The organism is Hyphobacterium lacteum (assembly GCF_036330345.1).
GTDB lineage: Bacteria > Pseudomonadota > Alphaproteobacteria > Caulobacterales > Maricaulaceae > Hyphobacterium > Hyphobacterium lacteum.
The window spans coordinates 263497-290039 of record NZ_JAZDRP010000003.1 but is presented as its reverse complement, the minus strand read 5'-3'; the positions used below and the strand labels follow the sequence as shown (position 1 = coordinate 290039).

The following is a 26543-nucleotide window of genomic DNA, read 5'->3' as shown; positions in this document are numbered from 1 at the left end:
GCGCGGCGGTCAATTCGCAAACTGTTTCAGCAATGCCGCAGAGGTGAATTGACGACCAGCCTGCCCCGGTCCAAATCACGCGAATGACCCAGACCGACTTCCGCATCCTTTTCGATTTTCCCGACGGCATCACCTATCTCAACTGCGCCTATATGGGCCCGATGCCGAGGCGCGCGGCGGATGCCGGCAAGTCCGCCTATGACCAGCGCCAGCGGCCCTGGGAGCCGGGCGTGCAGGATTATTTCTTCGATCAGCCGGAGGCTTTGCGCGCGCAAGCCGCAAAACTGTTTTCGGCGTCGGTTGGTGATGTCGCCCTGGTGCCGGCGGCCAGCTACGGGCTGGCTACGGCGGCGGCCAATCTGAAGCTCGAGGCCGGACAGGAAATCCTGACGCTGGCCGAACAGTTTCCGTCCAATGTCTATGTCTGGCGCGAAAAGGCCGAAGCAGAATGCGGCCAGGTCCGTACCGTCACGCGCTCGGCCAATCAGAGCTGGACCGAGGCCGTGATGGAGGGGCTGGGACCGCAGACCGCGATTGTCGCGATCCCGGAAGTGCACTGGGCCGATGGCGGGCGCCTCGACCTGCCCGCGATCCGGGCAGAACTCGACAAGACCGGCGGCCGGCTGGTGCTGGACCTGACGCAATCACTGGGCACCTCGCCTTTCGCGCTGGACGAAATCCGTCCGGATTTCGCCGTAGCCGCCGGATACAAATGGCTGCTGGGCCCCTACACGATGGGCTATCTCTACATTGCGCCAGAGCATCAGTCCGGGCGGCCGCTGGAAGAAGGCTGGATCGTGCGCGAGGGTGCCGAGGATTTCGCCCGGCTGGTGGATTATGCCGATGGCTATGCGGGCGGTGCGCGGCGGTTCGACATGGGCGAGCGCTCGGGTTTCCAGCTGGTGCCGGCAGCGACCGAATCGCTGCGCTGGCTGAACGGGCTGGGTATGGATGAACTCGCCGGACAGCTGGCCGAACGGACATCCGCGATCGAGGAATCGGTCCGGTCCATCGGAGCGTTCTGCAACACGCCGGACCGGGCGGGACATTATCTCTGCCTCGCCCTGCCGGATCATGCGCCGAAAGACCTGGCGGCCCGGTTGGCCGATTATGGCGTTTCCGTCTCGCAACGCGGTGACCGGCTGCGGGTGACGCCGCATCTCTACAATAACGAATCCGATATCGATCGTTTTGCCCGCGCGATGAAGGCCGAGCTGGGATGAGCGAAGCCCAGCACCCGACCTGGCGCGACTGGGCGCTTCTCCTGTTCCTGGCCTCGATCTGGGGGACGGCCTTCATCTTCATCGAGATGAGCCTGACCATTCTGCCGCCTGCAGCACTGTCCTTCACGCGGCTGACGATCGCAGCGTTACTGGTGACGGCCTATGCCCATGCGACCGGTCACCGCCTGCCGCCACTGTCGGACAAAAGATGGATCAGTTTCGGCCTGCTGGGTTTTTTCGGAAACGCCTTGCCCTTCTTCCTGACCCCGCTGGCGCAGACCCAGCTTTCGTCTGCCCTGACGGGCATCCTCCTGACTCTGATGCCGCTGTCGACGGCCGCGCTGGCGCACTTTTTTGCGCATGAAAAGATGACGCGCTGGAAGCTCGGGGGCTTTCTTATCGGTTTTGCCGGCGCGGTCATTCTCGTCGGCCCGGCCGCGCTGGCCGATCTCGGCGGACCGACCTTCCTGGCGCAGCTGGCCGTTCTGGGCGCAGCGTTTTCCTACGCGATCAATGTCATTCTCACCCGGCGCACGCCGAAGACCGACCCGGTCGTGCTGGCTTCGGGCGCGCTGATCTGCTCGTCCATTCTTGGCGCGCCCTTCGGTCTCTGGCTTCTGGCCAGCAATGATCTGCCGGCCACAATCGGCGGCTGGGGCGCGATGATCTGGCTGAGCGTGGTCCCGACCGCACTGGCCACCGTGCTTTATGTCGGGCTGATCGCGCGGGCGGGTGCCGGCTTCATGTCGACTGTGAATTATCTGGTGCCCATCGTGGCCCTGTTCACCGGCCTCGCCTTTGGCGAACAGATCGGCTGGAACGCCTATCTGGGTCTGGTCGTGATCCTGTCCGGGATCGCGCTGGCGCGGCGCACTAGCGCCTGATCACCCAGGCATGGTCGACCGGGCCATGGCCGCCGCCGAAACCGGGCGCGCGGCGGATGGCTTCGGCGAGATAGCGTCCCGCGCGCTCGACGGCATCGGGCAAGGCCAGACCCTGTGCCAGACCGGCAGCGATCCCTGAGGCCAGCGTGCAACCCGTGCCATGCGTGCTGGTGGTATCCTGCCGCTCGCTTTCGAACAGCATGGTCATGTCGGCCGTTACCAGAACATCGCTGATCACGTCTGAGCCGATATGCCCGCCCTTGACCAGAGCTGCCGCGGCGCCCGCCGCAACCAGCGCCTTGCCGGCCTCGGCCTGCTCCTGCGCATTGGTGACCGGCAGCCCTGTCAGCTTTTCTGCTTCCGGCGCATTCGGCGTAACGAGTGCCGCGAGGGGCAGAAGCTCGGACCGGATCGCCTCCACGGCCTCATCCGCCACCAGTGCATCGCCGGAGGTGGCGACCATGACGGGATCGATGACCACGGGAATGTCAGGATATTCGTTCAACAGGCCGGCAACGGCCTCGACCAGGGCGGCGCTGCCCAGCATGCCGGTCTTGATGACATCCGCCCCGACATCGTCGAGTACGGCCCTTGCCTGCGCGATCACTGTATCATCAGGGATCGGATGGACGCCGGTCACGCCCAGCGTGTTCTGAACCGTAATGGCCGTCACCGCGGTGGCCGCATACCCGCCCAGTGCGGTCACGGTCTTGATGTCGGCCTGTATGCCGGCGCCGCCTCCGCTGTCGGACCCGGCGATGATCAGAACGCGGCCCTTCTGTTCGGTCATTCTGCCCCCGGTTACCACACGCTGTGTGTGACATTGATGCCGCGCATTCGCCCTAAAGGCGATATCCGGCCCGACATTTGTCTGGCCCTGTGCGGTTTGCGCGTGTATCAGCCCGCTCCCTGAATTCATAGGAGCGCGTTTCGGACCCATGCACAAGATTCGACTTTAGAGGCGGCTGATCGATCGCCTTTATCCCGGCCCAGCCTCCTTGACTCGCAAGGCGGCCCGCTGGCGACCTCCGCGATCCGGCCCGATTTTCCTCTATAATGTGAATCCCCATGAGGCGGACGAAAACTGTCCGTAAGTCCGATGACCCAGACCCGTTCCAACGCTCCGAGCGTTTTGTCCAATCTTTCCGTTGTGCGCTTCCTGTTCCGGCAGTGGCGGCGGCGGCCGCTGTTTTTCGCCGCGTTGGTGGGGTTCACCCTGCTGGCGACGATTGCGGACGTGTTCATCCCTATCGCGGCCGGCAGTCTGATCGACGCGCTGAACACCGGAAATGGCGGCCACTGGCCGGCCTATGCAGTGTTTATCGGCCTGGCTGTTCTGGTGAACACTTTCCGCCAGATCGCAGTGCGGTTCGAGATCCGCTTTTCCTCGGCCAACATGGCGGAGATGGTCTCGGACGCCTTTGCCAAGGTCCAGCGCTTCTCGCTGGACTGGCATGCCAACACCTTTGCCGGCTCGGTCGTGCGCAAGGTGACACGCGGCATGTGGGCCTATGACACCATCACTGCGACGACCTGGTTCGGCCTGATCCCCTCGATAGCCGTCATGTACGGGCTCGGCATCTACATGATGACCCAGTGGTGGGTGGTCGGCGCCTTCTCGCTGACGGTCACGACGTTGTTTGTTGCGGCAACGGTGTGGGCCGCCAACAGCTATATCCGCCCGCAGAACATCCGCTCGAATGCGGTGGATTCCGAGCTGGGCGGCGCCGTCGCCGATACGATTGGCGGCATCGCCACGGTGAAGAGCTTCGGTGCCGAGACGCGGGAAGATGACCGGTTTTCCTCGCTCGCCTGGCGCTGGCGGGCGGAGACCAAGAAGACCTGGCTGCGCTTCGTCAACACCTGGCTGATCCAGATCATCGCCATATTGAGCCTGCAGGCCGGGCTGACCGGTCTGCTGGTCAATATGTGGCTGGCCGATCGTGCCAGTCCGGGTGATGTCGTCTTTGCAATCACGGCCTTCCTGATGATGGCCGGCTATATGCGCCGCTTCGGTGAAGAGGTGCAGAATGTCCAGCGCGGTCTCGACGAGATCCAGGACATTGCCGGCTATGACGAGCTGGAGGCGCAAATCGCCGATGCCGATGGCGCGCCGGATTTCCGGCCGGGTGACGGCGAGATCGTCTTCGACCATGTCGGGTTTGCCTATGAAAACCAGGCCGGTCGCCTCTATGACGATTTCTCGCTGCGCATCGCGCCGGGCGAGCAGGTCGCCCTTGTGGGCCCCACCGGATCGGGCAAGTCGACCTTCGTGAAGCTGGTCCAGCGTCTCTATGACGTACAGGACGGCGCGGTGCGGCTCGACGGGCAGGATGTCCGCGACGTGGCACAGGCCAGCCTGCGCCAGGCGATCGCCCTGGTGCCGCAGGACCCGGCCCTGTTCCACCGCTCGATTGCGGAGAACATTGCCTATGGTCAGCCCGGCGCCTCTCGCGAGGCCATCGAGGCGGCCGCCCGGCGGGCCAATGCGCATGATTTCATCGCGCGTCTGCCGCAGGGCTATGACACGCTGGTCGGCGAGCGCGGGGTGAAGCTGTCCGGCGGTGAACGTCAGCGGGTCGCCATTGCACGGGCCATCCTGGCGGACACTCCGGTCCTGATCTTTGACGAAGCCACTTCCAGCCTCGACAACGAGACGGAGCGGGACGTCCAGGCAGCGCTGGAAAGTGCGACGAAAGGCCGGACGACCATCGTCATCGCCCACCGCCTGTCGACGATCCGGAATGCTGACCGCATCCTGGTCTTCGATCAGGGCAGGATCGTCGAACAGGGCACGCATGACGAGCTGGCCGCACAAGGCGACGGGCTGTATGCGCGGCTGGCCGCTCTGGCCGCAGCGTAATCAACGCCGGGACCGGATTCGCATCCGATCCCGGCGGCTCGCGCATCATTCTTCCAACAAGGGGAGAAAACCATGCGCTTTGCCGGAATAATCTTGCTCTGGATTGCGGGCTCCGCCCTCGCCACTGCCAGCGCGCAATTCGACACACCCGTCTATCACTATGAGGGCCAGCTGACGGTCGATACGGAAGCCGGAGAAGTCGGCGCGGAATGGCGCATCGGCCTGCTCGGCGAGGCGCCGGATAGCGTCACCTTCCTGCTGGCGCCCACGTTCGGAAACATCGCGGTCGGTGGCGATTCCACCGGATTCCAGCTGGCGCAGCAGGGCCCATTCCAGGCCGTGGTCATTGCGCTGGCCGGCGATGCCCGCGAAATCACCCTCAGCTATGATGGCGGCCTGCCGATGGACATGCTGACCAATGACATCAACGCCGTCTCGCCGGAACGGGTCGAATTGACGATCGACAGTTTCTGGCTGCCGGTGGAGGCTTCTTTCCGGGGGTTTCTGACGGCTGACCTGAGGGTGGATGTCGGCGCACCCTGGCCGGCTGTTGCCAATGGCCAGGTGACTCAATTGCCAACCGGCGCACGGATCGTGAACCGCGAGCCGTCGCTGGATATTGCCTTCACCATGGCTCCGGATTTCCGGATCCGCGCCGAGGAGGGCTACACCCTCTATGATCTGCGCGAAACAGATGCGGGTCTTACCGAACTCAACGCGGCGGCAGCCTTCTGTTTTGATTATCTGAACGGGCTTTACGGCGCGGAAGATCCGCTGCCGCAGGCGCATCTGGTGATCCATGAGAGGGCGGGCAGTGCGTATAACCGGCGCAGCTACATCACCCTGACCGATATCTCCGAAACCGAAGCCGGACCGATGACTCAATTCGTCTGCCATGAGTTGTCACACCATTGGAGCTTTGGTGCGGATTTCATGACGGTCGAGAACTGGCTGAATGAAAGCTTCGCCGAATATGCCGGCAATATGGCGTTACGCGAACGCTTCGGCGAGGACGCCTTTCTGGCACGGATGCAGCGCTATCTCGGCCAGGTGCAGGGCCGGGATTTGCCGCCCGTCTGGGTGGAAGGTGCCACGGAGCGCGGTCCTGATCTGGTCAGCTACCGGGCCGGGCCGGTCGCGCTCTGGCATCTGGAGACCTATCTCGGCCGGCCGGCTTTTGCGGCTTTCATGACCCGTTACATGGTAGAGGGAATCGATACGACGCCCGACCTTCTGGACACCCTGGAAACGCTGGAAGGCCGCGAGGCGCGGGACTGGTTTGCCGCGGAACTGGCGCGCACGGACCGCTAGGTTCTAAACCGTTTAAAACAGCATTCGTTTTCTCCTGCGACGTGTGCTAGACGCGTTGCAGGGGAAGAACCGGGAATGAATTCCATACTCTCAGAGTTACGTCGGCGGAATGTTTTCCGCGTGGCCGTGGCCTATCTGGTGGTCGGCTGGCTGATCCTGCAGGTCATTGCCGTGATCGCGGAACCGCTGGGACTGCCGGGCTGGACCGACACGCTGGTGATTGTCCTCCTGGGCATCGCCTTTCCGATTGCGCTGATCCTGGCCTGGGCGTTCGAAGTGACGCCCGAGGGCGTGAAGCTCACGGCTGCCGTTCCCGAAGGCGAGAGTATTTCCGGCAAGACCGGTCAGCGGCTCGACTATGCCATTGGCGCGGGCATTGTGCTGTTGATCGCTGCCATCATGTGGCAACAGCTGGCGCCGTCCGGCCCGGCCGAGACCGCCGCCGACAGGCCGACAGCGAACGAGGCCAACGGATTACTGTCGGTGGCCGTTCTGCCGTTCGTCGACATGAGCGCGGAAGGCGACCAGGCCTACTTCGCCGACGGCATTTCCGAGGAAATCCTCAATGTGCTGGTGCGAATTCCGGACCTGCAGGTAGCGGGGCGGACCTCCAGTTTCGCCTTCCGCGGGCAGGACCAGGACTTGCGGGTGATCGGCGAGGCGCTGGACGTCTCACATGTGCTGGAAGGCAGTGTGAGGCGGAGTGGGACGCGTCTGCGCATCACCGCTCAGCTGATCCGGTCCGAAGACGGCTTCCACCTCTGGTCGGAAACCTATGACCGCGAGCTTGCGGATATTTTCGATATTCAGGACGAGATTGCCTCTGCGGTTTCTGAACAGCTGGCGGTCTCGCTGGGCCTGGAAGCTGACAGCTTGCGCGTCAACCGAACCGACAATATTGCCGCCTACGATGCCTATCTGCAGGCGCGGCAGCTTTACTTCGACCGAGGCCAGGAAAACCTCGACCGGGCCCGAATGCTGTTGACGGAGACGCTGGCCCGCGACCCCGACTACGCGCCGGCATGGACGGCACTGTCCAGCGTGCTGGGTGTCTGGAATGCCTATTTCACGCTCAGTCCACAACAGATCTCAGAGCTGGATCGCGCCGGCCGCGCAGTGGCCGAGCGTGCCATCGAGCTGGATGCCTCCCAGGGTGAAGCCTGGGCCCGGCTCGGCACTTTCCAGGCCGAAGCGTTCAATCACATTGACGCCATGGCGTCATTCGAGCGGGCGCTGGAATTATCGCCCAACGACCCGGCCGTTCTGGATATCGTCGCCCAATATTTTGCGGATTGGGGCTATGCGGAGCGCGCCCGCGATCTCTCCGAGCACGCGGTCGATATCGACCCGATGGTGGCGATCTATCGCAACACGCTGGGCTGGGCTTACAGTTATCTACCCGATGTGGATCCGGAGGCCGACCTGGAACAATTCCTGGCCGCAATGGAACTCTCACCGACCCTGATATTTCCGATCAACAATGCCTTCTATCAATATGCGCAAGAGGGCCGGCAGGCGGAGGCAGCGGCCTTGCTGGCTGAGGCAGCGCAGAGCCTGGATCCCGACCGCCCCTGGCTGCGCCAGCGCTTGCTGCTGGTAGAGGCCTGGGCACAGGGGCCCCTCGCCATCCGCGCCATTTTGCCCGAGCTGGAGGGATTTGCGAAAGCAGAAGCCGGGCTGATCCTCAATGACACCGAGGTCATGCTCGAAGGCATGCAGGAGACCTGGGAAGACCCCAACCGTCTGGATCTGAACACCTTTTACATCATCGACTCCGACGTCCTGTCCGATCCAATCTGGCGCGAACAGGTGCGGCGCGACGGCCTGTTGGAATTATGGCAGGCGCACGGCTTCCCGACGCAATGCCGGGCCGTCGGTGAAGATGATTTCGAATGCCGGTTCGAGGCCGCTGAATGAATTTGCTCGCAGAGCTTCGCCGCCGTCAGGTCTTCCGGGTTGCGGCTGCCTATCTGGTGGCGGGCTGGATCGTCATGCAGGTGGTGGCCACGATTGGCGGCGCCGCCGGCCTGCCCGGATGGGCAGACAGCCTCGCCCTGATCATCCTGATCGCCGGTTTCCCCGTGGTGATTTTCATCGCCTGGGCGTTCGAACTGACGCCGGAGGGGTTGAAGAAAACGGCGGACGGTGCCGGTGACGGCCAGTTCCGTCCGCTGGGCCCCAGCGACTATGTGCTGATGGCGGCGGTCGCGGTTGTCGTTGTCATTGCCAGCATGCAGGCTTTTGTCGCGAGCGAGTCGCCGACACCGGTCCAACCCGGCCCGGTCGCTGAAGCAGAAACCGCACCGGCTCCAAACCGTAACTCGATCGCAGTCCTGCCTTTCGCGGATCTGTCCCCGCTGGGCGACCAGGAATATTTCTCAGACGGGATTTCCGAGGAAATCCTGAATGTCCTGGTCCGCGTCGATGCGCTGGATGTCACGTCGCGCACGTCGGCTTTCCAGTTCAAGGGCCAGGATCTGGGTATTCCCGAGATCGCCGAGGAGCTGAATGTCCGCCACGTTCTGGAAGGGTCGGTCCGGCGTTCCGGCAACACGTTCCGTATCACCGCCCAGCTGATCGATGCCCAGACCGACACGCATCTCTGGTCGGAAACCTATGATCGCCCGCTGACGGCAGAGAATGTCTTTGCCATACAGGATGAGATCGCCAATGCCATCGTCGTCGAGCTGAGCAATATTCTGGGCGTGGCGCCGGAGCACGTGGAAGCCGAGGCGTTGACCGACGATGTGGGTGCCTATGACCTCTTTGTGGAAGCGCGAGCGCTTTATCAGAGCCGGATCCAGCTGGACCGCGTGACCGAATTGCTGGACAGGGCCATCGCGCAGGATCCGGATTTCGCCCAGGCCATGGCCATCCGATCCGGGGTCAGCCTGCTTTTGATCGAATACGGTTATCCGGCCGGGACCCCCGAAGAAATGTTTGAGCAGACGCGGCAATTGGCCGACGAAGCGCTGGCGATCGACCCGGACAACGCCACCGCCATCGCGGTGCGCGCCCAGGCTCTGACAAACTTCACATTCCAGGGACATGCAGAAGCGGATTTTTCGGAAATCCTGGCAGAGTTCGACCGGGCGCTGACGATCAATCCCCGTGACGGCTCGGCCCTGAACTGGCGCGGCATCACCTATTTGCGGCTGGGCTATCTTGAAGACGCCCTCGCCGATTTCCGGCAATGCGTTACCTTCGAGCCGAGATATGCGCCCTGTGCCGAGAATGTCTTCGACACGCTGACCGCCATGGGCCGCATCGAGGAGGCAAGGGAGGCCTATCTCTACTCGATCAATCACGGCGTGATGACAACGAGCTGGACGAATTTCCGGCTGCTTGCTGACCTCGGCGAGGAAGTCGCCTTCAAGTTTGCGGTCAATCAGCCAGCGGTCCTGCCGCAATATCCCCGGGTCGGAGACATCTACGATGCGTTCATGAACCCGGAGGCCGATCACACGGCACTGGGCGCACATGCCTGGCAACATGCCGAGACCGTCGGAACAGCTGACGATAATCTTCTGCAGGCGCTTTTGATCCCGATCTTGCATCGCGGCGAACCGCTACTGGCGACGGTCAATTTATGGCAGCCGGAATTTGCGCGGGCCAGGGACAGTGAATCCTTCCACAACGAGATCCGCAATACGGGCGTTCTGGATCTGTGGCAGACCCGGGGGTTTCCCCCGCAGTGCCGCCCCGTCGGCGAGGACGATTTCGAATGCGATTGAGGACACGGCATGACTGACCTTCTCGCAGAGCTTCGTCGGCGGAATGTATTCCGCGTCGCCGCCGCCTATCTGGTGGTCGGCTGGCTGGTGTTGCAGGTCGTGGGAGCGATCGAGACCTCGGCGGGTCTGCCGTCATGGACCGACGGATTCGCGCTTGTCTTGCTGATCACCGGCTTTCCCATCGTCCTCTTCATCGCCTGGGCGTTCGAGCTGACACCCGAAGGCCTGAAAAAGACGTCGGCAGCGGACGAGAAAACCGGTTTCCGGCCGCTCGGGACCACGGATTTCGTGTTGATCGGATTGCTGGTCATCGTGCTGGGTGTGGCCGGTTTCCAGATCGCGACGCGGGACAGCGCGGCCGGGCCGGACGGCTTGCTGGCAGAGGCGAATGCCGGATCAAGCATGCCGGTTCTGGACGCCTCCATTGCCGTGCTGCCTTTCGTCGATCTCTCGCCAGAGGGCGACCAGGCCTATTTCGGCGACGGCATCGCCGAGGAAATCCTGAACGTTCTGACGCGGGTCAACGGGCTGCATGTCGCTTCGCGAACCTCGGCCTTCCAGTTCCGCGGCGACGAGTTCGGCATTCCGGCCATCGCACAGGAGCTGAATGTCCGGCACATTCTCGAAGGCTCGGTGCGCAAGGCGGGCAGTACCCTTCGGATTACTGCGCAGCTGATCGATTCAGAAACCGACCAGCATCTCTGGTCGGACACGTTTGACCGTCCCCTCTCAGCCGAAAACATCTTCGCCATCCAGGACGAGATTGCGACCGAGATCGTGCATGCGCTCAGCGAAACCCTCGGCATGGACCCGCCTGAAGTGTCAGTCAGTACCGACACGGAAAATCTCGATGCCTACGAGCTCTATCTGCGCGGTCAGGCGATCTTTCATCGGCGGAGTTTCGACAATATTCCTGACGGAATCGCCTATTTCGAACAGGCCGTTGACGCCGACCCGGACTTTGCCCGCGGATGGGCCGGATTGGCCGCCATCTATGGCATTGCCGACAGCTGGATTGGTGGCGGCGAGGCCAATCGGGATTTCGATGCGCTGGCGCTTGTGGCCGCTGACCGCGCTACCGCTCTGGATGCCAATCTTAGCCTGCCCTATTCGGTTCGCAGCAACGTGGCCCGCCGGCGCCTCGAGTGGACGGAAGCACTCAACCAGTCCAATGCAGCCATCGAGCGCGACCCTACGAGTGCCAATGCGTGGTATTTCCGGGGCTCGACCTGGCTGGACGCCGGTTTCTTCGATCGGGCGGTCACCGATTTCGAGGCTTGCCTGGACCGCGACCCGGACTACGAGATCTGCCGCCGTTTCCTCGCCTTTGCCGAGCTCTACCGGGGCAATACGGACGTGGCCATCGAGCTCTTTGAAGCCAGCATCCTGACAGGTCAGAAATCCTACATGCAGATCATGGTGCCGGTGTATTTTGCTGTAAGAGACAACGCGACCGCGCTCTATTACCTGGCCTACCTCTCGGAAAGCCGCGGGAACCTAGAATATCTTGAGGCGAATTACCATTTTAACGGCGATTTCAGCACCACCAATGCCGAGCTGGAGCGGATGCTGCGGGCCGCCTATTTCCGCGAGAACGGGTCGCTGGAGGGCTATCGGGCACCGACCTTCGAGTTCGACGAAACGACGTTCCCGGTCCAGAGTTTCGATCTCCGGTGGAACCCGTTCCAGCCTAACCGGTTCCGGCCCGAGATGAGTGAAGGTTTTGCTGAGGCGCGCCACGGGGCCATAGAGGCCGCCGGCCTTCCCGATTTCTGGCGCGAGCATGGTTTCCCGCCGCAATGCCAGCCCGTGGGCGAGGATGATTTCGAATGCGGTTGGTATGACGCGGAGGCAGACGGATGAACCATTTCCTTGCCGAACTTCGCCGGCGGAATGTTTTCCGCGTGGCCGTGGCCTATCTGGTGGTGGGCTGGCTGATCCTGCAGGTCATTGCCGTGATTGCCGAACCGCTGGGCTTGCCGGTGTGGACCGATACGCTGGTGATCGTCCTCCTCGGTATCGCCTTCCCGATCGCGCTGATCCTCGCCTGGGCGTTCGAGGTGACCCCCGAGGGCGTAAAACTGACCGCTGCGGTCGATGCCAGCGAGAGTATTTCCGGTCAGACCGGCCAGAAGCTGGATTATGCCATCGGAGCCGGGATTGTCCTTCTCATTGCCGCCATTGTCTGGCAGCAGACGACGCGGCCGGAAACCGTCCCGATGGCCGGAACCCTGCCCGCAGCTTCCGCTGCCGCCGAGGCGAACACGATCGCGGTCCTGCCCTTTGCCGATTTGTCCGCTGGTGGAGACCAGACCTATTTCGCTGATGGCATCTCCGAGGAAATCCTCAACGTGCTGGCCCAGATCGAAGCGCTGGATGTGACTTCGCGGACCTCCGCCTTCATGTTCCGCAGCGACAGCAATCTGTCTATTCCGGATATCGCCGCGGCGCTGGGCGTGCGTCATGTGCTGGAAGGCTCGATCCGAACGTCCGGCAGCACGATCCGGATTACCGCCCAGCTGATTGATGCCGAAACCGACCAGCACCTCTGGTCGGATACGTTCGACCGCGAGCTGAACGCAGAAAACCTGTTTGCCGTCCAGGATGATATCGCTGCTGCGATCAGCCGTGCACTGGCCGAGCAGATGGGCGTGGAGATCGCCGCACCGACCGCCGAACGCGCGACGAGTGATGTCGATGCCTATGGCGCCTATCTTCGCGGGCGGGAATTCTTCCTGAACCGGAATTACACCAATCTGCCCCTGTCGATCGAAGCGCTGGAGCAGGCGGTCGAGCTGGACCCGCAATTTGCCCAGGCCTGGGCATTGCTGGGCGCGGCCTATGGTGTTGCGCCGGGCTGGGCGTTTGCCGACCGGGATTATTTCGAACTGGCCTTGGCGGCCGGAAACCGGGCACTTGAGCTCCAGCCCAATAATGCAATGGGCTATACCGCGATCGCGCAGGCCGCAGCGACCAGTCAATCGCGCGACTGGGGCGGGATTCTGGCCAATTACAACCGGGCGCTGGAGATTGAGCCCGACAATCCGACCGCCCGGTTATGGCGTGGACAGATCTTGCGTGATCTCGGCTTCTTCGAGCAGGCACTGGCCGATTTCGATGCCTGCGTGGCCGCCGAACCCCTCTATGGCGTTTGTCTTTACAATCGCGCAGGCACGATCCTTCTGATCGGTGACCCCGATGATGCGCTCAGCGCCCTTGTGCCGGCGATGGGTACGGCGCATGTCGAATCCTATCCCGACTTCCTGGGATTGCTGGCCCGGCGGGACGACCCGCTGCTGCTGGCTTTCATGATCCGCGAGACCGCCGACACCATTCCGCTGGATGTCCGCTGGATCGTGCCGGAAATCCAGCGCGCGCTGAGCGACGAGGATTACGACCGTGAAGCCGCGCTTGAACAGTTCCGGCGACGGCTGGCCGATTCCGGCTGGGACCCGGATTATGACGCCTATATCGCCACCACCTATTTCCTCGCCTTCCGGGCCTATGACCGGATTCCGGTCGACGGCTCGAATGGCTGGTACTGGCTGCCGGGCTATCCGGGGCTGGCGAATTCGGACGCTGCACGCGCCATGCTGCAGCGACGCGGCATTGTCGATTACTGGTATGAGGCGGGCTTTCCGCCACATTGCCGCCCGGCCGGCGACCGGGATTTCGAATGCAATTGGCCGGACGGGACTCAGCGCTGACCGATCCCAGGTAAAGATCTCCAATCTTTCCCTTTTGTAATTTTTGTGACCCCTGCTAGCGTCCCCCATGGGGAGGTAAAAGGGGATGATCCTTCAAAGGATTAGCAAAGCTGTCCGCGAACAGAACTGGTTCGCGGTTTTGCTTGAATTCGTGATCGTCGTGGCCGGTGTTCTTGTCGCATTTGTTGTGACCGACTGGAGCACAGAAAAGGCAGACCGTGACCGCGAAACCGCCTACCTGCAAAGCCTCCTCGTCGATGTCGAGCAGATGCTGGCGGACGAAGCCGCCACCGATTCACAGGCTCGCGACGAGATTTCCGATCTGCTTGTCCATATGCAAGCGCTGGAGACGTGCTCACTCCCGGACGCGGGACGGATGGCCTTCGAGCGCGCGCTGGTGGGGCATTCCGTCTTGCCAGGCATCAGCGTTGTTCGGTCGACTTTCAACGAGATGGTTTCTGCAGGCGCGCTGGCCCGGATGCGCGATGGGCGCTTGAAGGCGGCGATTGTTGATGCTTTCGCTATCGCCGACGAAACCGAAGATTATATCGCCTACTTCCGCGCCGAGCTGGGACGGGCAAGCATGCTGGTCACCAATCGTGTTGCGCTGAGGACCCAGCTTGGCGATGACATGACGGTCGACCGGCTGCTCGATGGTGGCGTTGACGGCTTTGTCACCGCCGATTTCGATATCAACACGCTTTGCACAGACCACCTCTATCGAAACGGAATGATCGAGGTTGTTGATTCCCGGCTGGACCGTGTCTGGGCGGGCCAGCGGTTTGCCGACGAAATGACCGAATTGCATGGATGGCTCGAACGCCGCCTGGAAAGGGATCCTGGCGAAGAGGGTTCCGGCTCATGATCCTCTCCCGTATTGCCACCGCCCTGCGCCAGCAGAACTGGGTCGCTGTTGCGCTTGAATTCGTGATCGTGATTGCTGGTGTCGTGATCGGTTTCCAGATCACGGCGTGGAATGGCGAGCGCGCTGACCGGCGGGCAGAGGCGCGCTTGCTGGAGCGGCTGCATCAGGAGGTCCAGACATTGCTGGATATCCAGTCTGCGGAACTCGCCGAGCATCTGCCGCGCGCCGAAATCCTCAGGGATGTCCATCCCCTTTTGTTCGACGCTGCGCCCGAGCGCATGCTGACTGACACCGAATGCCGCGTGATCGGGATGTCCCACTGGCTGCCGGCCCCCACTGATGAATTGCCCGTGCTTGAGGAAACCATCTCCACGGGCCGCTCCGATCTGATCGCCAGCGAGAGGGTCCGCGCCAGCCTGCGGGAATTTGCAATTCTAAGGGATCGTGCGCGGCGCCAGTACGCGGAGTTGGTCAACGAGCTATTTCGCCTGGCCGCACGCCACCCCGAGGCGATCTGGAATGTCAGAACCCCTCTGGCCGAAGGCCAGACACAGCGCCCGCCCGAGTCCCGCAGCTTTGTGCGGGTCTCCCGGCGCGCCGGAGACGGGTATGACTGGACGCTTCAATGCGATCTGGCCGTCATGCGCCGCGACAGAGCCTTCCAGGCAGAATATGTCGATAACGTTTCCCGGCTCAATTCATTTGTAGAGCGGTATGAAGAGATGCTCGCGGTCCTCACCGATCTCGAAGCGGCGATTGCCGGCGAGCCTGGCACAGGTGACCGCCCATGATCCTCGACAACCTCTCGCGTGCCTTCAAGACCCAGAACTGGCTCGCCGTTGCGCTGGAGTTCGTCATCGTGATCGCTGGTGTGGTGATCGGTTTCCAGATTTCGGCAGCCAATGACCGGGCGCGCGAGCAGGACGAGTTGCGCGAACTCCTGGTGCGCACGCATATCGACCTTGCGGCGATCGTAGAAGGAGGGCCGCGCGCTGAAGTCAGCATGCTGACCGCCTTGCAGACCAGTGAATTCGCCCTTGATGCCCTCATCGCCGGTGAGCTGGACTCCGAAGAGTCGGCGCGCTTCAGGAACGGGATCGGCCTTGCGATGTTAACTCTTGATCTCAACGACGCCGCGTCGCTGGAATTGCTTGGCAATCCTGACGTTGTTGACCTGATCTCTTCGACAGAACTCCGCGACAGCGCACTGCAGCTCATCGCTCAGGTTCGCAATGCAGAGAATGGCGTGGCGTCCTTCAACACCGAGACGCGAGAGGCCCGGGAGCTTCTCTACCAAAGGGCCCGGATCAGGGTGCGATGGGATGAAGACAGTGGTGAAGCCATCGGCGCGATCATTGAGGCTGATTTCGATACGCTGGCCGGTGACGAGGCCGTCATCAGCGCACTGGCACACGTTATCTACGTCAAGAGCCGGACGATCGCTGAGGTCAACCAGGGCTTCTACGCCATCCGCGACTTTTACGAGGCCATGGACGACTATCTCTACGATGAGGGTCCGGCAGATGCGCAGCCATCGGAGGCTTCCGAATGATTCTCTCCCGCATCGCCACTGCCCTGCGCCAGCAGAACTGGGCCGCCGTTGCGATCGAATTCGTCATCGTGATCGCCGGTGTGGTCATCGGTTTCCAGATCACGGAATGGCGGGGTGAACAGGCTAATCGGGAAAACGAGCTGACCTATCTGGTACGTCTGCATGAAGACATGGTTCAGTCGACCTGTGCGCTCCAACGCAATGCGAACGTCTCCAGCGGATGGCACACGCGTGCCCGGCGAACGCTTGATGCGCTTCTGGCCAATGATCCCGAGGCGATCGACGATACCGGCTTCGAGCTGATCGCCTCCACCCGAATTCGGACCAGTTCGCTGAGCCGCGCTACCCTGAACGAGCTGGTAAATGGCGGACAGATGAACCTCATTTCCGATAATGAGCTGCGCGCGCGTATCGCGGAAGCCGAAGCCCGGTTCAACTCTCTCGACGAGCTGATCCAGGTCCTCGTCGACGCGCAGGATAGCTTCGTTCGGGATGTGCAACTCCGTTTGCGGCCCGTGCCGGGGGAGGTCTACACCATCACCTATGATTTCGACGCACTGGCGAACGACGAGACCTTCATCAATGCGCTCGGCCATGCGCTGCGTATCACCCATGTCAACAATGTCTGGCTGGAGAATCTGGGCGAGGCAGCTGATGCTCTTCGTATCGAGGTCGCTGCGGCCATCGGCGAGGACACAGGCCCGCTCGATTGCGGCCTCCCGGAGCCGACGCCATGATCCTGCGCCGCTTCACCCAACACGTGAAAGACCAGAACTGGTTCGCAGTCGGACTGGACCTGGCCATCGTGATCCTCGGTGTGTTCATCGGGATGCAGGTGTCCAACTGGAATCAGACACTGGCCGACCAGGCCCGTGGCCGGGACTATGTCCAACGCCTGATTGCTGACCTCGAAACCGATCTCGCCATGCGCAACGCGCTGATCGCCTATTATGATGCGGTCGATGAAAGCGGCGAGCTGACAGTCGAACTGCTCTCCAGCCCAGCGCCTGATCCCGAAATGCTGGTGATCAACGCCTATCGCGCGACAGAGTTTGCGACCGACCCCGCAATCCGGGCGACATGGGACGAAATCGTGTCATCCGGCGATCTCGGCCTTTTGCCACGGGCGGCGCCGACAGCCAGCCTCGCGCTATATTACGACTCGGATCACACGGGAGATATCGCAACCACGTTGGGCAATTCCGCCTACCGGATACGTGTCCGGCGCGCCATACCGCACCGGGTTCAGGAAGCCATTCGCTCGGGTTGCAGCGATGTCAGGAATGCCAATGGCAGCGTTATCGGCTTCCAGCCCGAATGCCAGCTCGAACTGGATGGCGACGACATCCCGGCCGCAGCGGAAGCCCTGTTGTCTGATCCGGAATTGCTAGCCGACCTTCGCTACCAGTTCTCGATACTCGGATCCACGCGTGCCAATCTGCGTGGTGATACGCTTATCCTGACGCGTGTCATTGCGGATCTCGAAGCTGCCTCACAAGGTGGGGGAGTGACCCGGTGATCCTGTCCCGCCTTTCCCATGCTTTCCGGACCCAGAACTGGTTCGCTGTTGCGCTGGAATTCATCATCGTCATCGCTGGTGTGGTGATCGGTTTTCAGGTGACGCAATGGGCGGATGAGCGGTCCGATGCGGCACACCGCGCCGTTGCCCTCGACCGCCTGCATGGAGAGGTCGTGAACGCCGTCGGCATTCTGACCTGGATGGTCGCCAACTATGACGAGATCAATACCAGCCGGACCGAGGTGATCGAGCGGATTATCGCAGGCGATCTGGACGGCATTGATACCGATGAAAACCGCAGCGGCGCGGTCGCGGTCAGCCTGTTGCCGGCTTTCTCACCCCGCCAGGGCGTCTATACCGAGATCGTCAGCTCCGGCATGCTCTCGAACCTGGGCGATGAAGCCTTTCGCGACGCGCTCGGCGAGTACCAGTCGGGCGTTGTTTTCCTGCAGGGCCAGATCGACTATTTTCGGACAATTACGGCGACGGACGCCGATGTCACCGAATTCGATTATGTATGGCTGGAATATGCGCCCGGCACGACGCGCGAGCGGCGTTTCGTGATCGACTGGAATGCGGCCGCCGCTGATCCGGAATTCCTGCAATACCTTCTGGCGGCGAATAACCGGATGCGGGCCATGCAGGGCTGGTGGGACAATACGCTGAGCCTCGCGCGCGATCTGTGCGCGGAGACAGGCCGGCTGACCGGACAGGCGTGCGAGCAGCCGGGGGATCCCTTCGAATGATCCTGGCCCGGTTATCAAATGCCTTGCGGCGACAGGACTGGCTGGCGGTCGCGATCGAGTTCGTCATCGTCGTGGCCGGGGTGCTTCTGGCTTTCCAGATTTCCCTGCTCAGCGAGCGCCGGGCAGAGGCCGCCCGGGTCGAGGCCCAGATCGACCTTGTCGCCGCCGAGATGCGAGAAAACCTGGAGCGTATCCGCACCAATATCGGCTTGCTCGAGCGCTATAATCCCGAGCTCCGGGAACTGCGCGTACTGCTCTCGGAGTATTCAGAGGAGACCGATGGCGAACATCTGAACCGGATCGCGATCCATGCCTTCACCAATCCCACGCTTGAACTGGAGCTATTGGCTCTGGAACGGCTGGAAAGCATGGATGGCCGGCAGCTTCTCAGCAATTCCGGCGTTGAAAGGGCTTTGAGGGACTGGCGGGGCCTGTACGATGAAACCAAGGAGGCGGAAGCCAACACCCAGGACTCGATCCAGGACACGCGCACCGGCGCCGTTTTCGCCGAGCTTTCGATCGAGGCAATGGTCTCGGCCTTTCCCTTGAATTTCGGCCTGATGGAGCCGGTTCCGGCGCGATTTGAAACCGATTGGCAGGCTCTCTCGGAAGACCCGGCCTTTGCCGGACACCTGGCGATCATGTCGCTGCATTTCGAATATATCTGGTGGCTGAACCGGAATTTGGAGGAGTCTACCGAGGCCGTTCTCGACGCGATCGAGGAAAGGCAGGCGCCATGATCCTCTCCCGCATCTCCCAGGCCATAAGAGCCCAGAACTGGTTTGCCGTCGCGATTGAATTCGTCATCGTGATCCTGGGTGTGGTGATCGGTTTCCAGGTCAATGGCTGGGCAGAACGTCAGGATGAGGACCGGCGCGCGGCGGTCTATCTCGACCGGCTGCTGAGCGATCTCGAGACCAATGAGATGCGGTTTACAACCGCTTATGCCTTCCGTGAGCAGGTGCGTGATCTGGGCATGGAGGCCCTGTCCTATGCGTCGGGAGAGGCGGAGGCGCCGAGCGACTGGCGCGTCATCCTCGCCTATTTCAATGCCAGCCAGGCTGGCGGGGCCGAACCTGTTGATGCAACCTACCGGGAAATGCTGGCCACGGGTGATCTTGATCTGGTGCGCAGCGTCCAATTACGGGGCCTTCTCGCGTCCTACTACACAAGTACCGGTTTCTCGGAGATCACGGATTCGCTGCCCGCCTATCGCGAAACGGTACGTGGAATCATACCCATCGATCTGCAGACCTATATCTGGGAGAATTGCTGGCAGTCGATTGTCGGCCGGACCCAGCGCCTGATCGATTGCGACGGACCGGAAACGACAGATCCGGGGCGTATATCGGCGCTGGCCACGACATTGATTGGTCATGAGCAGGTGAATGCCGAACTGCATTTCTGGGTTTCCAACCAGTACGCCGCCCTGACCATTCATCAGGCCCAGATCGATCAGACTGCCGAAGCCCTGTCGGCGCTGCGGGACCTGATAGGAGAAATCGAATGATTCTCTCCCGTATCGCCAGCGCGCTGAAAGCGCAGAACTGGGTCGCCGTGGTGATCGAATTCGTCATCGTCATCGCCGGTGTGGTGATCGGCTTCCAGATCACGGCCTGGAATGCCGGCCGGCAGGAGCGTGTCGATGAAGAGCGCTTCCTTGTGGATCTGCATGAGGATGTGGTTCTGGCCGAGACGCTGAGCGGGCGTTTGCGAGAACGGCGCCTGACCCGCCTGGATGAGACATTGTCGATGCTGGATACACTGTTCCGGCGGAACGGGCGTGACAGCCTGACCGTGAATGAATGCATCACCATCGGTTCGCTGCAGTATTTCAACATCAATGTGCCGGATTTGACGGCGTTTACCGAACTGGCGGAGGCCGGACGGATCGACATTATCCGCGACGATGATCTGCGGCGGGCGCTGGTCAATTACCGCCAGTCGCGGACCGCGCTTCGGGACTATATCGCGATCCAGAGCAATGTGACCTACGACGTCACCGCTGAATTTCCCGATCTGGTGTATTCCCGGGGATATTTCGACGAGGGAATGGGGGAGATCCGGAACCAGACCTTCTGCGATCTCGAAGCCATGAGAGCGGATCCCCGGTTTCTGACAGCAATCAGCCGGAATGCTGATGCCTATGATGCCTATGTGCGTGACGGTTTGCGCCCGTGGAGCGATCAGCTCGACCGGGTCCATGGCAGGCTGGATGAAATTCTCGGTTTGACCCATGGGGGGACCAATTCATGAAGCGCGATATCAATTTCTATGGGGCGATCGCCGAGATTGTCGCCGCCTTCGCCATTGTCGCCTCCCTGCTCTTTGTCGGCTTCCAGTTCCGGGCCTCGCAGACCCTGTCGGCCCGGGAGGCGGACATCTCGCTGGTCGAGATGGGTCAGCAGCAGATGCTGGCGATCATCGAATCTGATGTGCTGGCCGACATCATCGTGCGGGCGGAAACCGACCGCGAGCTTCTGAACGAGGCCGAGGAGCTGCGCTATCTGACGCTGCAGCATTATTTCTTCGACAGCTGGGAATCCGGCTTTCTCTATCATCAGGACGGCATTCTGACCGATGACGCCTGGCGCGACTGGGATGTCTGGTATGCGCGCATGGCGCGCTCACGCCCCCCCTGGGCCTGGGCAGAAAATCGTATCCACTATACCGACCCGGATTTCCGCGCCCATGTCGATGCGGCGATGGATATGGAGGACGCCGAATGATTCTCTCGCGCCTCGCCCATGCCGTCCGCGAACAGAACTGGTTCGCGGTTATCCTCGAATTCGTCATCGTCATTTCCGGTGTGGTGATCGGCTTCCAGGTGACGGAGCTGGCATCGGCGGCACACCAGCGCGCGGAGGAGCAGCGCGCCCTCGCGCGGTTGCGGCTGGAATCCGAAGCCGTGGTGGCGTTCTGGGCGGAGGATGTCAGATCCAACATGGTCCGCGACCAGGAGAGGCTGGCACTCCTGTATGCACTGGAGACCGGAGAAATCGAGCCGGGCACCGAGGGCCTTGTCTATAGCGGCGTCGAACGTCTCTACTTTTATGCTGCCATTACGCCGCCGCGCACCGTGTTCGACGAGCTTCTGGCGTCCGGTGGAATGAGCCGTATTTCCAACTCCGACGCCCAGGCTGCCGTCTCCGAATATGCGGACACGTTGACCTTCATCACCGGTCAGCTGACGCAATTCCGGTCTTCGACCAACAGAGGGCAGGAACGCCTGCAAGGGCGCCTTACCAGCCGGTTCGACCCGTCCCGCAGCACGCTTCGCCGCTATGAATTCGATATCCCCACCCTGGCCACTGACCGCGAATTTGTCAGCGCGGTGGTCGATGCCTCAAGAAACCAGCGGGTATTTCTGTTCTTCAGGATCGGTGCGCTGAATGACGCCATCGCCATGTGCGAGGCGCTTTCGGCTGCCGAAGGCGTTCCCTGTGGCACCGCGGAGGCCGGCCGCGACCAATATGAGGCTGTGCGCGCTTATCTGGACGAAACGCAGGAGGCATCCGAATGATCCTGGCCCGCCTTGCCACCGCCCTGCGCCAGCAGAACTGGATTGCCGTCGTCATAGAGTTTGTCATCGTGATCGCCGGTGTGGTGATCGGTTTCCAGATCACGGCCTGGAATGCCGGGCGGGTCGAGCGGTCGCGGGAGGCCGTTATCCTGTGCCGGCTGGATGAGGAATTCGGCCGGATCGAAGCGGATGTGCGCCAGCATGTCATTGATGCCGAGATTTCCATGGCTGAAGCACAGCGCATCCGCCGGGACGCGCTGCGCGGATTCCGGCTGGAGGACATTGCGAACTATACCGAGGCTGCAGCACGGATGCGGGCGCCGCCTGCCGGTTCGGCGACCTATGACGAGCTAGTGTCGAGCGGCGAGATGGGCCTGATACGCTCTCGCGAACTACGAGAGGCGCTGATCGATTATGGCGAGCATTCGGACCGCTTCTATGCCGCCGGCAACCAACTTTCGACCATGCAGATTATTTCTGCCGGTTCGGCCGTCAGCATGATCGGACTGACAGAAGACGAGATCAGGGACTTACCCGAACCGCTCGCAGACGAATTGCGTGCTCATGTCACCAGCGGTGAATTCCTGATGGCGGCGCAGGCGCTGGAACGCCTCGCCCTGTACAATCTGGAATGGAAGCAGACGACCGAAGCGCGGGTGGCGGAGGTGACCGGGTTGCTGGAAACGGAAACGGCGCATTGCGGAGAATTGTCATGATCCTTGCCCGCCTTACCCGCGCCATCCGAGAGCAGAACTGGTTCGCAGTTGTGCTGGAATTTGTCATCGTGGTGGCGGGGGTGTTGCTGGCCTTCCAGATTTCGCAACTGGCGGAACGCCGGGCCGAGCGCGCCTATGCACGCGATGCGCTGGCGCGGATCGAGAACGAAGTCCGTATTATCATGTCGGTCCGGGATATGGTCCGGCCGCGCCTTGAAACCCAGCTGCAGGGCCTGATCGAGGCCCGTCCCATCATCACCGGAAATGTCGAGGCGGACACGCTGACGCCGCAGCAATGCGCAGCCATCGCCAATTCCAATCAGATGCATGCGGCACCGGATGAAATTCCCTCGCTTCACGAGATGGTGGATTCCGGTGCGCTGGCCTCGATTGACAATCCCGCCTTGCGCCAGGCCGTTACGGACTTTGCGTCCAAGCAGGCGACGGTGCGGGACTGGATCCGCCAGCAAGCCGTCGAGATTGATGATCTGACCGAGCTGTTTCCGGACCTGATCTGGTTCGTGCTGGTCGAAGCACCCGAGGACGATGATGGCTGGAACCGCCGCTCGGTCTGCGATCTGGAGGCCATGCGGAACTCTCGCGCATTCCGGGCTCATCTGATGCGCAATTACGCAATGGTCCGGTCGTCCGAGAGCTTCGTCTACGATTTCCTCGATGAGGCGTTCAACGACCTCCACACTGCCATCGATGCCGAGCTGGGAATCATTCACGAGGAAGAGGAGACCGGCGAATGATCCTTGCCCGTATCTCCAAGGCCGTGCGCGAACAGAACTGGTTCGCCGTCGCGCTGGAATTCATCATCGTGATCGCCGGTGTCGTCATCGGTTTCCAGGTCACGGCCTGGAATGCCGACCGGACACAGGAAGCGCGGGTGAACCAGGTTCTGGTCCGGCTGGAAAGCGAAGTCCGGTCAAACCTGACCCTGGCGCAGCGCCAGAGTGCGATGATCGAGGAGGCGACGCCCTATCTCGAAACCGTGTTCGATGCGATCCACCAATGCGAACTGCCGGAGGAAGGCATTTCCTACGTCCACGACGTGATCTGGTCCTTGTCGGGCGACTGGATTCCGACCTATCTCGATACGGTCCTCCAGGCCACGGCCAGCGATGTCGATCTGACATCCCGCCTGTCGCCGGACTTCCAAGCCGCGATGGATACCTATGCCGGACACATCGCCGAGGACAGTGAACAGCTTCAGATCAATTTCGACCTGATGTGGGGCGACATCATCACGCGGCATCCGGCCTTCGGCCTGATTGATGACCCAGAGACCGGAGAAGCGACATTCGGCCTGACAATCCCGTTTACCGAGGTCTGCCGCGACGCCGGGTTTCAGCGCCGTTATTCCAATACGGTGACATTCATCATGGGATTCCAGAGACGTGCCGACAATCTGATCGAGGATATCGGCCTCATGCTCGCTGCGATGGATGAAGAAAAGCGCCAGCGGGGCATCGAAGCAGACGAGGTAGCGCCATGATCCTTTCCCGCATTTCCAAAGCCGTGCGCGAGCAGAACTGGTTCGCCGTCGCGCTGGAATTCATCATCGTGGTGGCGGGTGTGGTGATCGGTTTCATGGTGACCGGCTGGGCCGAACGTCAGAACGAATTGCGAGACGAGGTCCGGATCCTCGAACGTCTGCACACCGAGGGCCGGGAACTTCTGGAAACGCGTCAGGGGCTGACCGAATTCCGAAGCCGGTGGGGCGATGCGCTGGTTGAGCTGCGCAGCGAATTGTTCACCGGTACGGAGAACTCCTTAACGGTTGAGCAATGCCGCGCGATCGCAGGATCGCACATTTATTCCCTGCCGCCAGATAGCCTGCCTACGCTGGAAGATTTGCTAGCGACCGGGCGACTGGACATTATCGACAGTCGCGCCGTCCGTGAGTCGATTTCAGCCTATCTGCTTGGCCGCGATTCGGCCCGCAATTACAGCGATGCCATCAACAACCAGCTGGTGCGCCTTGCCAGCGCCTATCCGGACCTGATGCCGATGGATCTGGCACCGTCCGACGATCCAGACGACCGGGACGGGTTCGACCGGGTGATAGATTGCGACCTGGCGGGGATGCGCGCTGACAATGGTTTCCGCAACGAGCTCATGGACAATATCGCCCGCTTCCAGTCCTTCACCTATGTGGGCATCGAGCCCCTGAGCGAGCGGCTGGAGGAGATGATCGCCGCCATCGAAGCCGAGCTGGGTATCGAGCCGCAGGATGCGGAGGCCGCCGAATGATCCTGCAGAACATCTCCCGCGCCGTTCGTACCCAGAACTGGTTCGCCGTGGCCATCGAGTTCGTGATCGTGGTCGCTGGCGTCGTGATCGGTTTCCAGATCAATGGCTGGAACGCTGACCGCGTCGAAAGGGCGCGCGAAGCGGTCATCCTGTGCCGTCTGGATGAGGAGTTTGCGCGGATCGAGGCCGACGTGTTGCAGCATGTCGTCGATGCGGAATCTACGCTTTCGGAGGCGCAGGCGCTACGGGACGACGCCTTGCGGGGGCTCCGGCTGGAGCAGATCGGCGAGTACAGCGAGAGGGTGGTAACTCTTCGCGCTCCGCCGGCCGGTTCGGCGACCTATGACGAGCTGGTGTCCAGCGGCGAGATGGGCCTCATCCGATCGCGCCGTCTCCGCGAAGCGCTCATCGATTATGGCGAATCGGCTCACCGGTTCGAGATGGCAGGCGTGAACGATGCGATGTTCAGTTCGGCGGGCGTGATCGTGCAGACGATTGGCCTGACGGAACAGCAGATAGAGACCCTGACCGGACCGCTAGGCGAAGAACTGGAGGCCCTTGTCACCAGCGGTGAGTTCATGCTGGCCACCCAGGCGATGGCACGGATTGCAGAAACCAACCTGTACTGGAAGCAGCTTCTGGCCGACCGGGCACAGGCCGTGACGGCACGGCTGGCCGCCGAGACGGCGCATTGCGGTGACGCCTCATGATTCTCGCCCGCCTCTCGAAAGCCTTCCGCGAGCAGAACTGGTTCGCTGTCGCGCTGGAGTTTGTCATCGTCATCGCCGGCGTCGTGATCGGTTTCCAGATCACCGCATGGAATACCGAGCGGTCGGACCGCGACCGCGAGTTAAGCGCAACGATACAGAGTTATTATGCGGAATATGCCGATCTTCAGAATAATCTGGGCAGTTTCCGCGATATTCGCGCGGCGGCGCTGCCCGTGCTGTACAGGCACGGATTTTCGCTGTTTTCCGAACACGAGTTGGCACCTGTTCTGGCAGCGGCCCGCACCGATCCGGAATTCATGGCCTATATCCGCACGGCTCGGGAGCTGGCCTGGGGGCAGATTAGTATCGCCATGGGGCGGGAAGCCGAAGCCCGGGCGCTGCTTGAACAAATTGATACGGAGACCGCCCCATGAACGAAATCGCTCATCTCGGCGCGCTTCACACAATCGCGCAGCTATCGGTCGCCCTGATCGGTTTCTCCGGCATCGTTGTCGCCCTGGGTGACCGCGCAATCGGAAGCTGGAGCCAGGCAGAACGGTTGCAGCTTTATGCGCTGGTCCTGCCGCCCGCGACGGCTCTGGCCGCCAGCTTCGCGCCGGAGCTGCTCGCCACGGAGATCGGGTCGCATGAAGAAGTCTGGCGGTGGTCGAACCTCGTTCTCGGCCTGCTTCATCTCGCGAATTTCCTGCCCTTCTTCATCATCGGCCTGCGCAAGGGCGGCGTTACGCCCATGCAGATGGCGCTGAGTGTCACAGGGCTGACCGCGATCGCGGCACATTTCCTGGCCGCGGCTGGCCTCGTTGGCTGGCTGGAGCTGATTTTCCTGGCCGGTCTCCTGCAACAGCTGGGCGTCGGCCTCTATAATTTTATCCTGCTCATGGGGATGTGCCTTGATTGATACCCTCGCAAC

At 61.8% G+C, this 26543-nt stretch carries 27 protein-coding genes; 26 read left to right on the top strand and 1 reads right to left on the bottom strand.

Annotated features, from left to right (window positions below; all coding sequences use genetic code 11):
- The first annotated feature begins 83 nt into the window (after nt 1-83).
- Both V0U79_RS06215 and V0U79_RS06210 read left to right on the top strand, forming a co-directional pair.
- A complete protein-coding gene (locus V0U79_RS06215; RefSeq protein WP_330198613.1) occupies nt 84-1223 on the top strand; it encodes an aminotransferase class V-fold PLP-dependent enzyme in 1140 nt (379 codons plus the stop codon).
- On the top strand, nt 1220-2107 hold the full coding sequence (locus V0U79_RS06210) for a DMT family transporter (protein ID WP_330198612.1): 888 nt from the start codon (nt 1220-1222) through the stop codon (nt 2105-2107). Before V0U79_RS06215 ends, V0U79_RS06210 begins: the two co-directional genes overlap by 4 nt.
- Here V0U79_RS06210 and thiD read toward each other — a convergent pair.
- Nucleotides 2097-2897 carry a bifunctional hydroxymethylpyrimidine kinase/phosphomethylpyrimidine kinase gene (gene thiD / locus V0U79_RS06205; protein WP_330198611.1) on the bottom strand — a complete coding sequence of 267 codons (801 nt, stop codon included), beginning with the start codon at nt 2895-2897 and terminating at the stop codon, nt 2097-2099. The two genes, V0U79_RS06210 and thiD, sit on opposite strands and share 11 nt — an antisense overlap.
- Nucleotides 2898-3206: 309 nt before the next feature.
- On the opposite strand from thiD, the gene V0U79_RS06200 reads away from it, so the two are divergent.
- The 24 genes from V0U79_RS06200 to V0U79_RS06085 all read left to right on the top strand — a co-directional run bounded on the left by V0U79_RS06200 (nt 3207) and on the right by V0U79_RS06085 (nt 26531).
- Complete coding sequence (locus tag V0U79_RS06200) at nt 3207-4970, top strand: ABC transporter ATP-binding protein (protein WP_330198610.1); 1764 nt, start codon at nt 3207-3209, stop codon at nt 4968-4970.
- A gap of 72 nt (nt 4971-5042) precedes the next feature.
- Nucleotides 5043-6281, top strand: a complete 1239-nt coding sequence (locus V0U79_RS06195) for a M1 family aminopeptidase (protein WP_330198609.1) — start codon at nt 5043-5045, stop codon at nt 6279-6281.
- A gap of 75 nt (nt 6282-6356) precedes the next feature.
- A complete protein-coding gene (locus V0U79_RS06190; protein WP_330198608.1) occupies nt 6357-8198 on the top strand; it encodes a hypothetical protein in 1842 nt (613 codons plus the stop codon).
- Complete coding sequence (locus V0U79_RS06185; RefSeq protein WP_330198607.1) at nt 8195-10015, top strand: tetratricopeptide repeat protein; 1821 nt, start codon at nt 8195-8197, stop codon at nt 10013-10015. The genes V0U79_RS06190 and V0U79_RS06185 overlap by 4 nt, the downstream gene beginning before the upstream one ends.
- A gap of 9 nt (nt 10016-10024) precedes the next feature.
- On the top strand, nt 10025-11878 hold the full coding sequence (locus tag V0U79_RS06180; protein ID WP_330198606.1) for a tetratricopeptide repeat protein: 1854 nt from the start codon (nt 10025-10027) through the stop codon (nt 11876-11878).
- On the top strand, nt 11875-13722 hold the full coding sequence (locus tag V0U79_RS06175; RefSeq protein WP_330198605.1) for a tetratricopeptide repeat protein: 1848 nt from the start codon (nt 11875-11877) through the stop codon (nt 13720-13722). Before V0U79_RS06180 ends, V0U79_RS06175 begins: the two co-directional genes overlap by 4 nt.
- 85 nt (nt 13723-13807) lie before the next feature.
- Nucleotides 13808-14587 carry a hypothetical protein gene (locus V0U79_RS06170; RefSeq protein WP_330198604.1) on the top strand — a complete coding sequence of 260 codons (780 nt, stop codon included), beginning with the start codon at nt 13808-13810 and terminating at the stop codon, nt 14585-14587.
- Nucleotides 14584-15378 (top strand): hypothetical protein, encoded by a 795-nt coding sequence (locus V0U79_RS06165; RefSeq protein ID WP_330198603.1) that lies wholly within the window; start codon nt 14584-14586, stop codon nt 15376-15378. Before V0U79_RS06170 ends, V0U79_RS06165 begins: the two co-directional genes overlap by 4 nt.
- Nucleotides 15375-16139, top strand: a complete 765-nt coding sequence (locus tag V0U79_RS06160; RefSeq protein ID WP_330198602.1) for a hypothetical protein — start codon at nt 15375-15377, stop codon at nt 16137-16139. Before V0U79_RS06165 ends, V0U79_RS06160 begins: the two co-directional genes overlap by 4 nt.
- Nucleotides 16136-16876 (top strand): hypothetical protein, encoded by a 741-nt coding sequence (locus V0U79_RS06155; protein WP_330198601.1) that lies wholly within the window; start codon nt 16136-16138, stop codon nt 16874-16876. Before V0U79_RS06160 ends, V0U79_RS06155 begins: the two co-directional genes overlap by 4 nt.
- Nucleotides 16873-17658, top strand: a complete 786-nt coding sequence (locus V0U79_RS06150) for a hypothetical protein (protein WP_330198600.1) — start codon at nt 16873-16875, stop codon at nt 17656-17658. The genes V0U79_RS06155 and V0U79_RS06150 overlap by 4 nt, the downstream gene beginning before the upstream one ends.
- Nucleotides 17655-18404, top strand: a complete 750-nt coding sequence (locus tag V0U79_RS06145) for a hypothetical protein (protein WP_330198599.1) — start codon at nt 17655-17657, stop codon at nt 18402-18404. Before V0U79_RS06150 ends, V0U79_RS06145 begins: the two co-directional genes overlap by 4 nt.
- Entirely contained in the window at nt 18401-19144 is a 744-nt protein-coding gene (locus V0U79_RS06140) for a hypothetical protein (RefSeq protein ID WP_330198598.1), read from the top strand. Before V0U79_RS06145 ends, V0U79_RS06140 begins: the two co-directional genes overlap by 4 nt.
- Nucleotides 19141-19914, top strand: coding sequence for a hypothetical protein (locus tag V0U79_RS06135; RefSeq protein WP_330198597.1), 774 nt, complete (start codon nt 19141-19143; stop codon nt 19912-19914). The genes V0U79_RS06140 and V0U79_RS06135 overlap by 4 nt, the downstream gene beginning before the upstream one ends.
- Complete coding sequence (locus V0U79_RS06130; RefSeq protein WP_330198596.1) at nt 19911-20660, top strand: hypothetical protein; 750 nt, start codon at nt 19911-19913, stop codon at nt 20658-20660. Before V0U79_RS06135 ends, V0U79_RS06130 begins: the two co-directional genes overlap by 4 nt.
- Nucleotides 20657-21133, top strand: a complete 477-nt coding sequence (locus V0U79_RS06125; protein WP_330198595.1) for a hypothetical protein — start codon at nt 20657-20659, stop codon at nt 21131-21133. The genes V0U79_RS06130 and V0U79_RS06125 overlap by 4 nt, the downstream gene beginning before the upstream one ends.
- The gene (locus tag V0U79_RS06120; protein WP_330198594.1) at nt 21130-21927 is read left to right on the top strand and encodes a hypothetical protein; all 798 of its coding nucleotides are present in this window, start codon (nt 21130-21132) and stop codon (nt 21925-21927) included. Before V0U79_RS06125 ends, V0U79_RS06120 begins: the two co-directional genes overlap by 4 nt.
- Nucleotides 21924-22643, top strand: a complete 720-nt coding sequence (locus V0U79_RS06115; RefSeq protein ID WP_330198593.1) for a hypothetical protein — start codon at nt 21924-21926, stop codon at nt 22641-22643. The genes V0U79_RS06120 and V0U79_RS06115 overlap by 4 nt, the downstream gene beginning before the upstream one ends.
- Nucleotides 22640-23398 (top strand): hypothetical protein, encoded by a 759-nt coding sequence (locus V0U79_RS06110; RefSeq protein ID WP_330198592.1) that lies wholly within the window; start codon nt 22640-22642, stop codon nt 23396-23398. Before V0U79_RS06115 ends, V0U79_RS06110 begins: the two co-directional genes overlap by 4 nt.
- Nucleotides 23395-24144 carry a hypothetical protein gene (locus V0U79_RS06105; protein WP_330198591.1) on the top strand — a complete coding sequence of 250 codons (750 nt, stop codon included), beginning with the start codon at nt 23395-23397 and terminating at the stop codon, nt 24142-24144. The genes V0U79_RS06110 and V0U79_RS06105 overlap by 4 nt, the downstream gene beginning before the upstream one ends.
- On the top strand, nt 24141-24902 hold the full coding sequence (locus tag V0U79_RS06100) for a hypothetical protein (protein WP_330198590.1): 762 nt from the start codon (nt 24141-24143) through the stop codon (nt 24900-24902). The genes V0U79_RS06105 and V0U79_RS06100 overlap by 4 nt, the downstream gene beginning before the upstream one ends.
- Nucleotides 24899-25612 carry a hypothetical protein gene (locus V0U79_RS06095; RefSeq protein ID WP_330198589.1) on the top strand — a complete coding sequence of 238 codons (714 nt, stop codon included), beginning with the start codon at nt 24899-24901 and terminating at the stop codon, nt 25610-25612. Before V0U79_RS06100 ends, V0U79_RS06095 begins: the two co-directional genes overlap by 4 nt.
- The gene (locus V0U79_RS06090) at nt 25609-26046 is read left to right on the top strand and encodes a hypothetical protein (protein WP_330198588.1); all 438 of its coding nucleotides are present in this window, start codon (nt 25609-25611) and stop codon (nt 26044-26046) included. The genes V0U79_RS06095 and V0U79_RS06090 overlap by 4 nt, the downstream gene beginning before the upstream one ends.
- On the top strand, nt 26043-26531 hold the full coding sequence (locus tag V0U79_RS06085; RefSeq protein WP_330198587.1) for a hypothetical protein: 489 nt from the start codon (nt 26043-26045) through the stop codon (nt 26529-26531). Before V0U79_RS06090 ends, V0U79_RS06085 begins: the two co-directional genes overlap by 4 nt.
- Nucleotides 26532-26543: the final 12 nt, after the last annotated feature.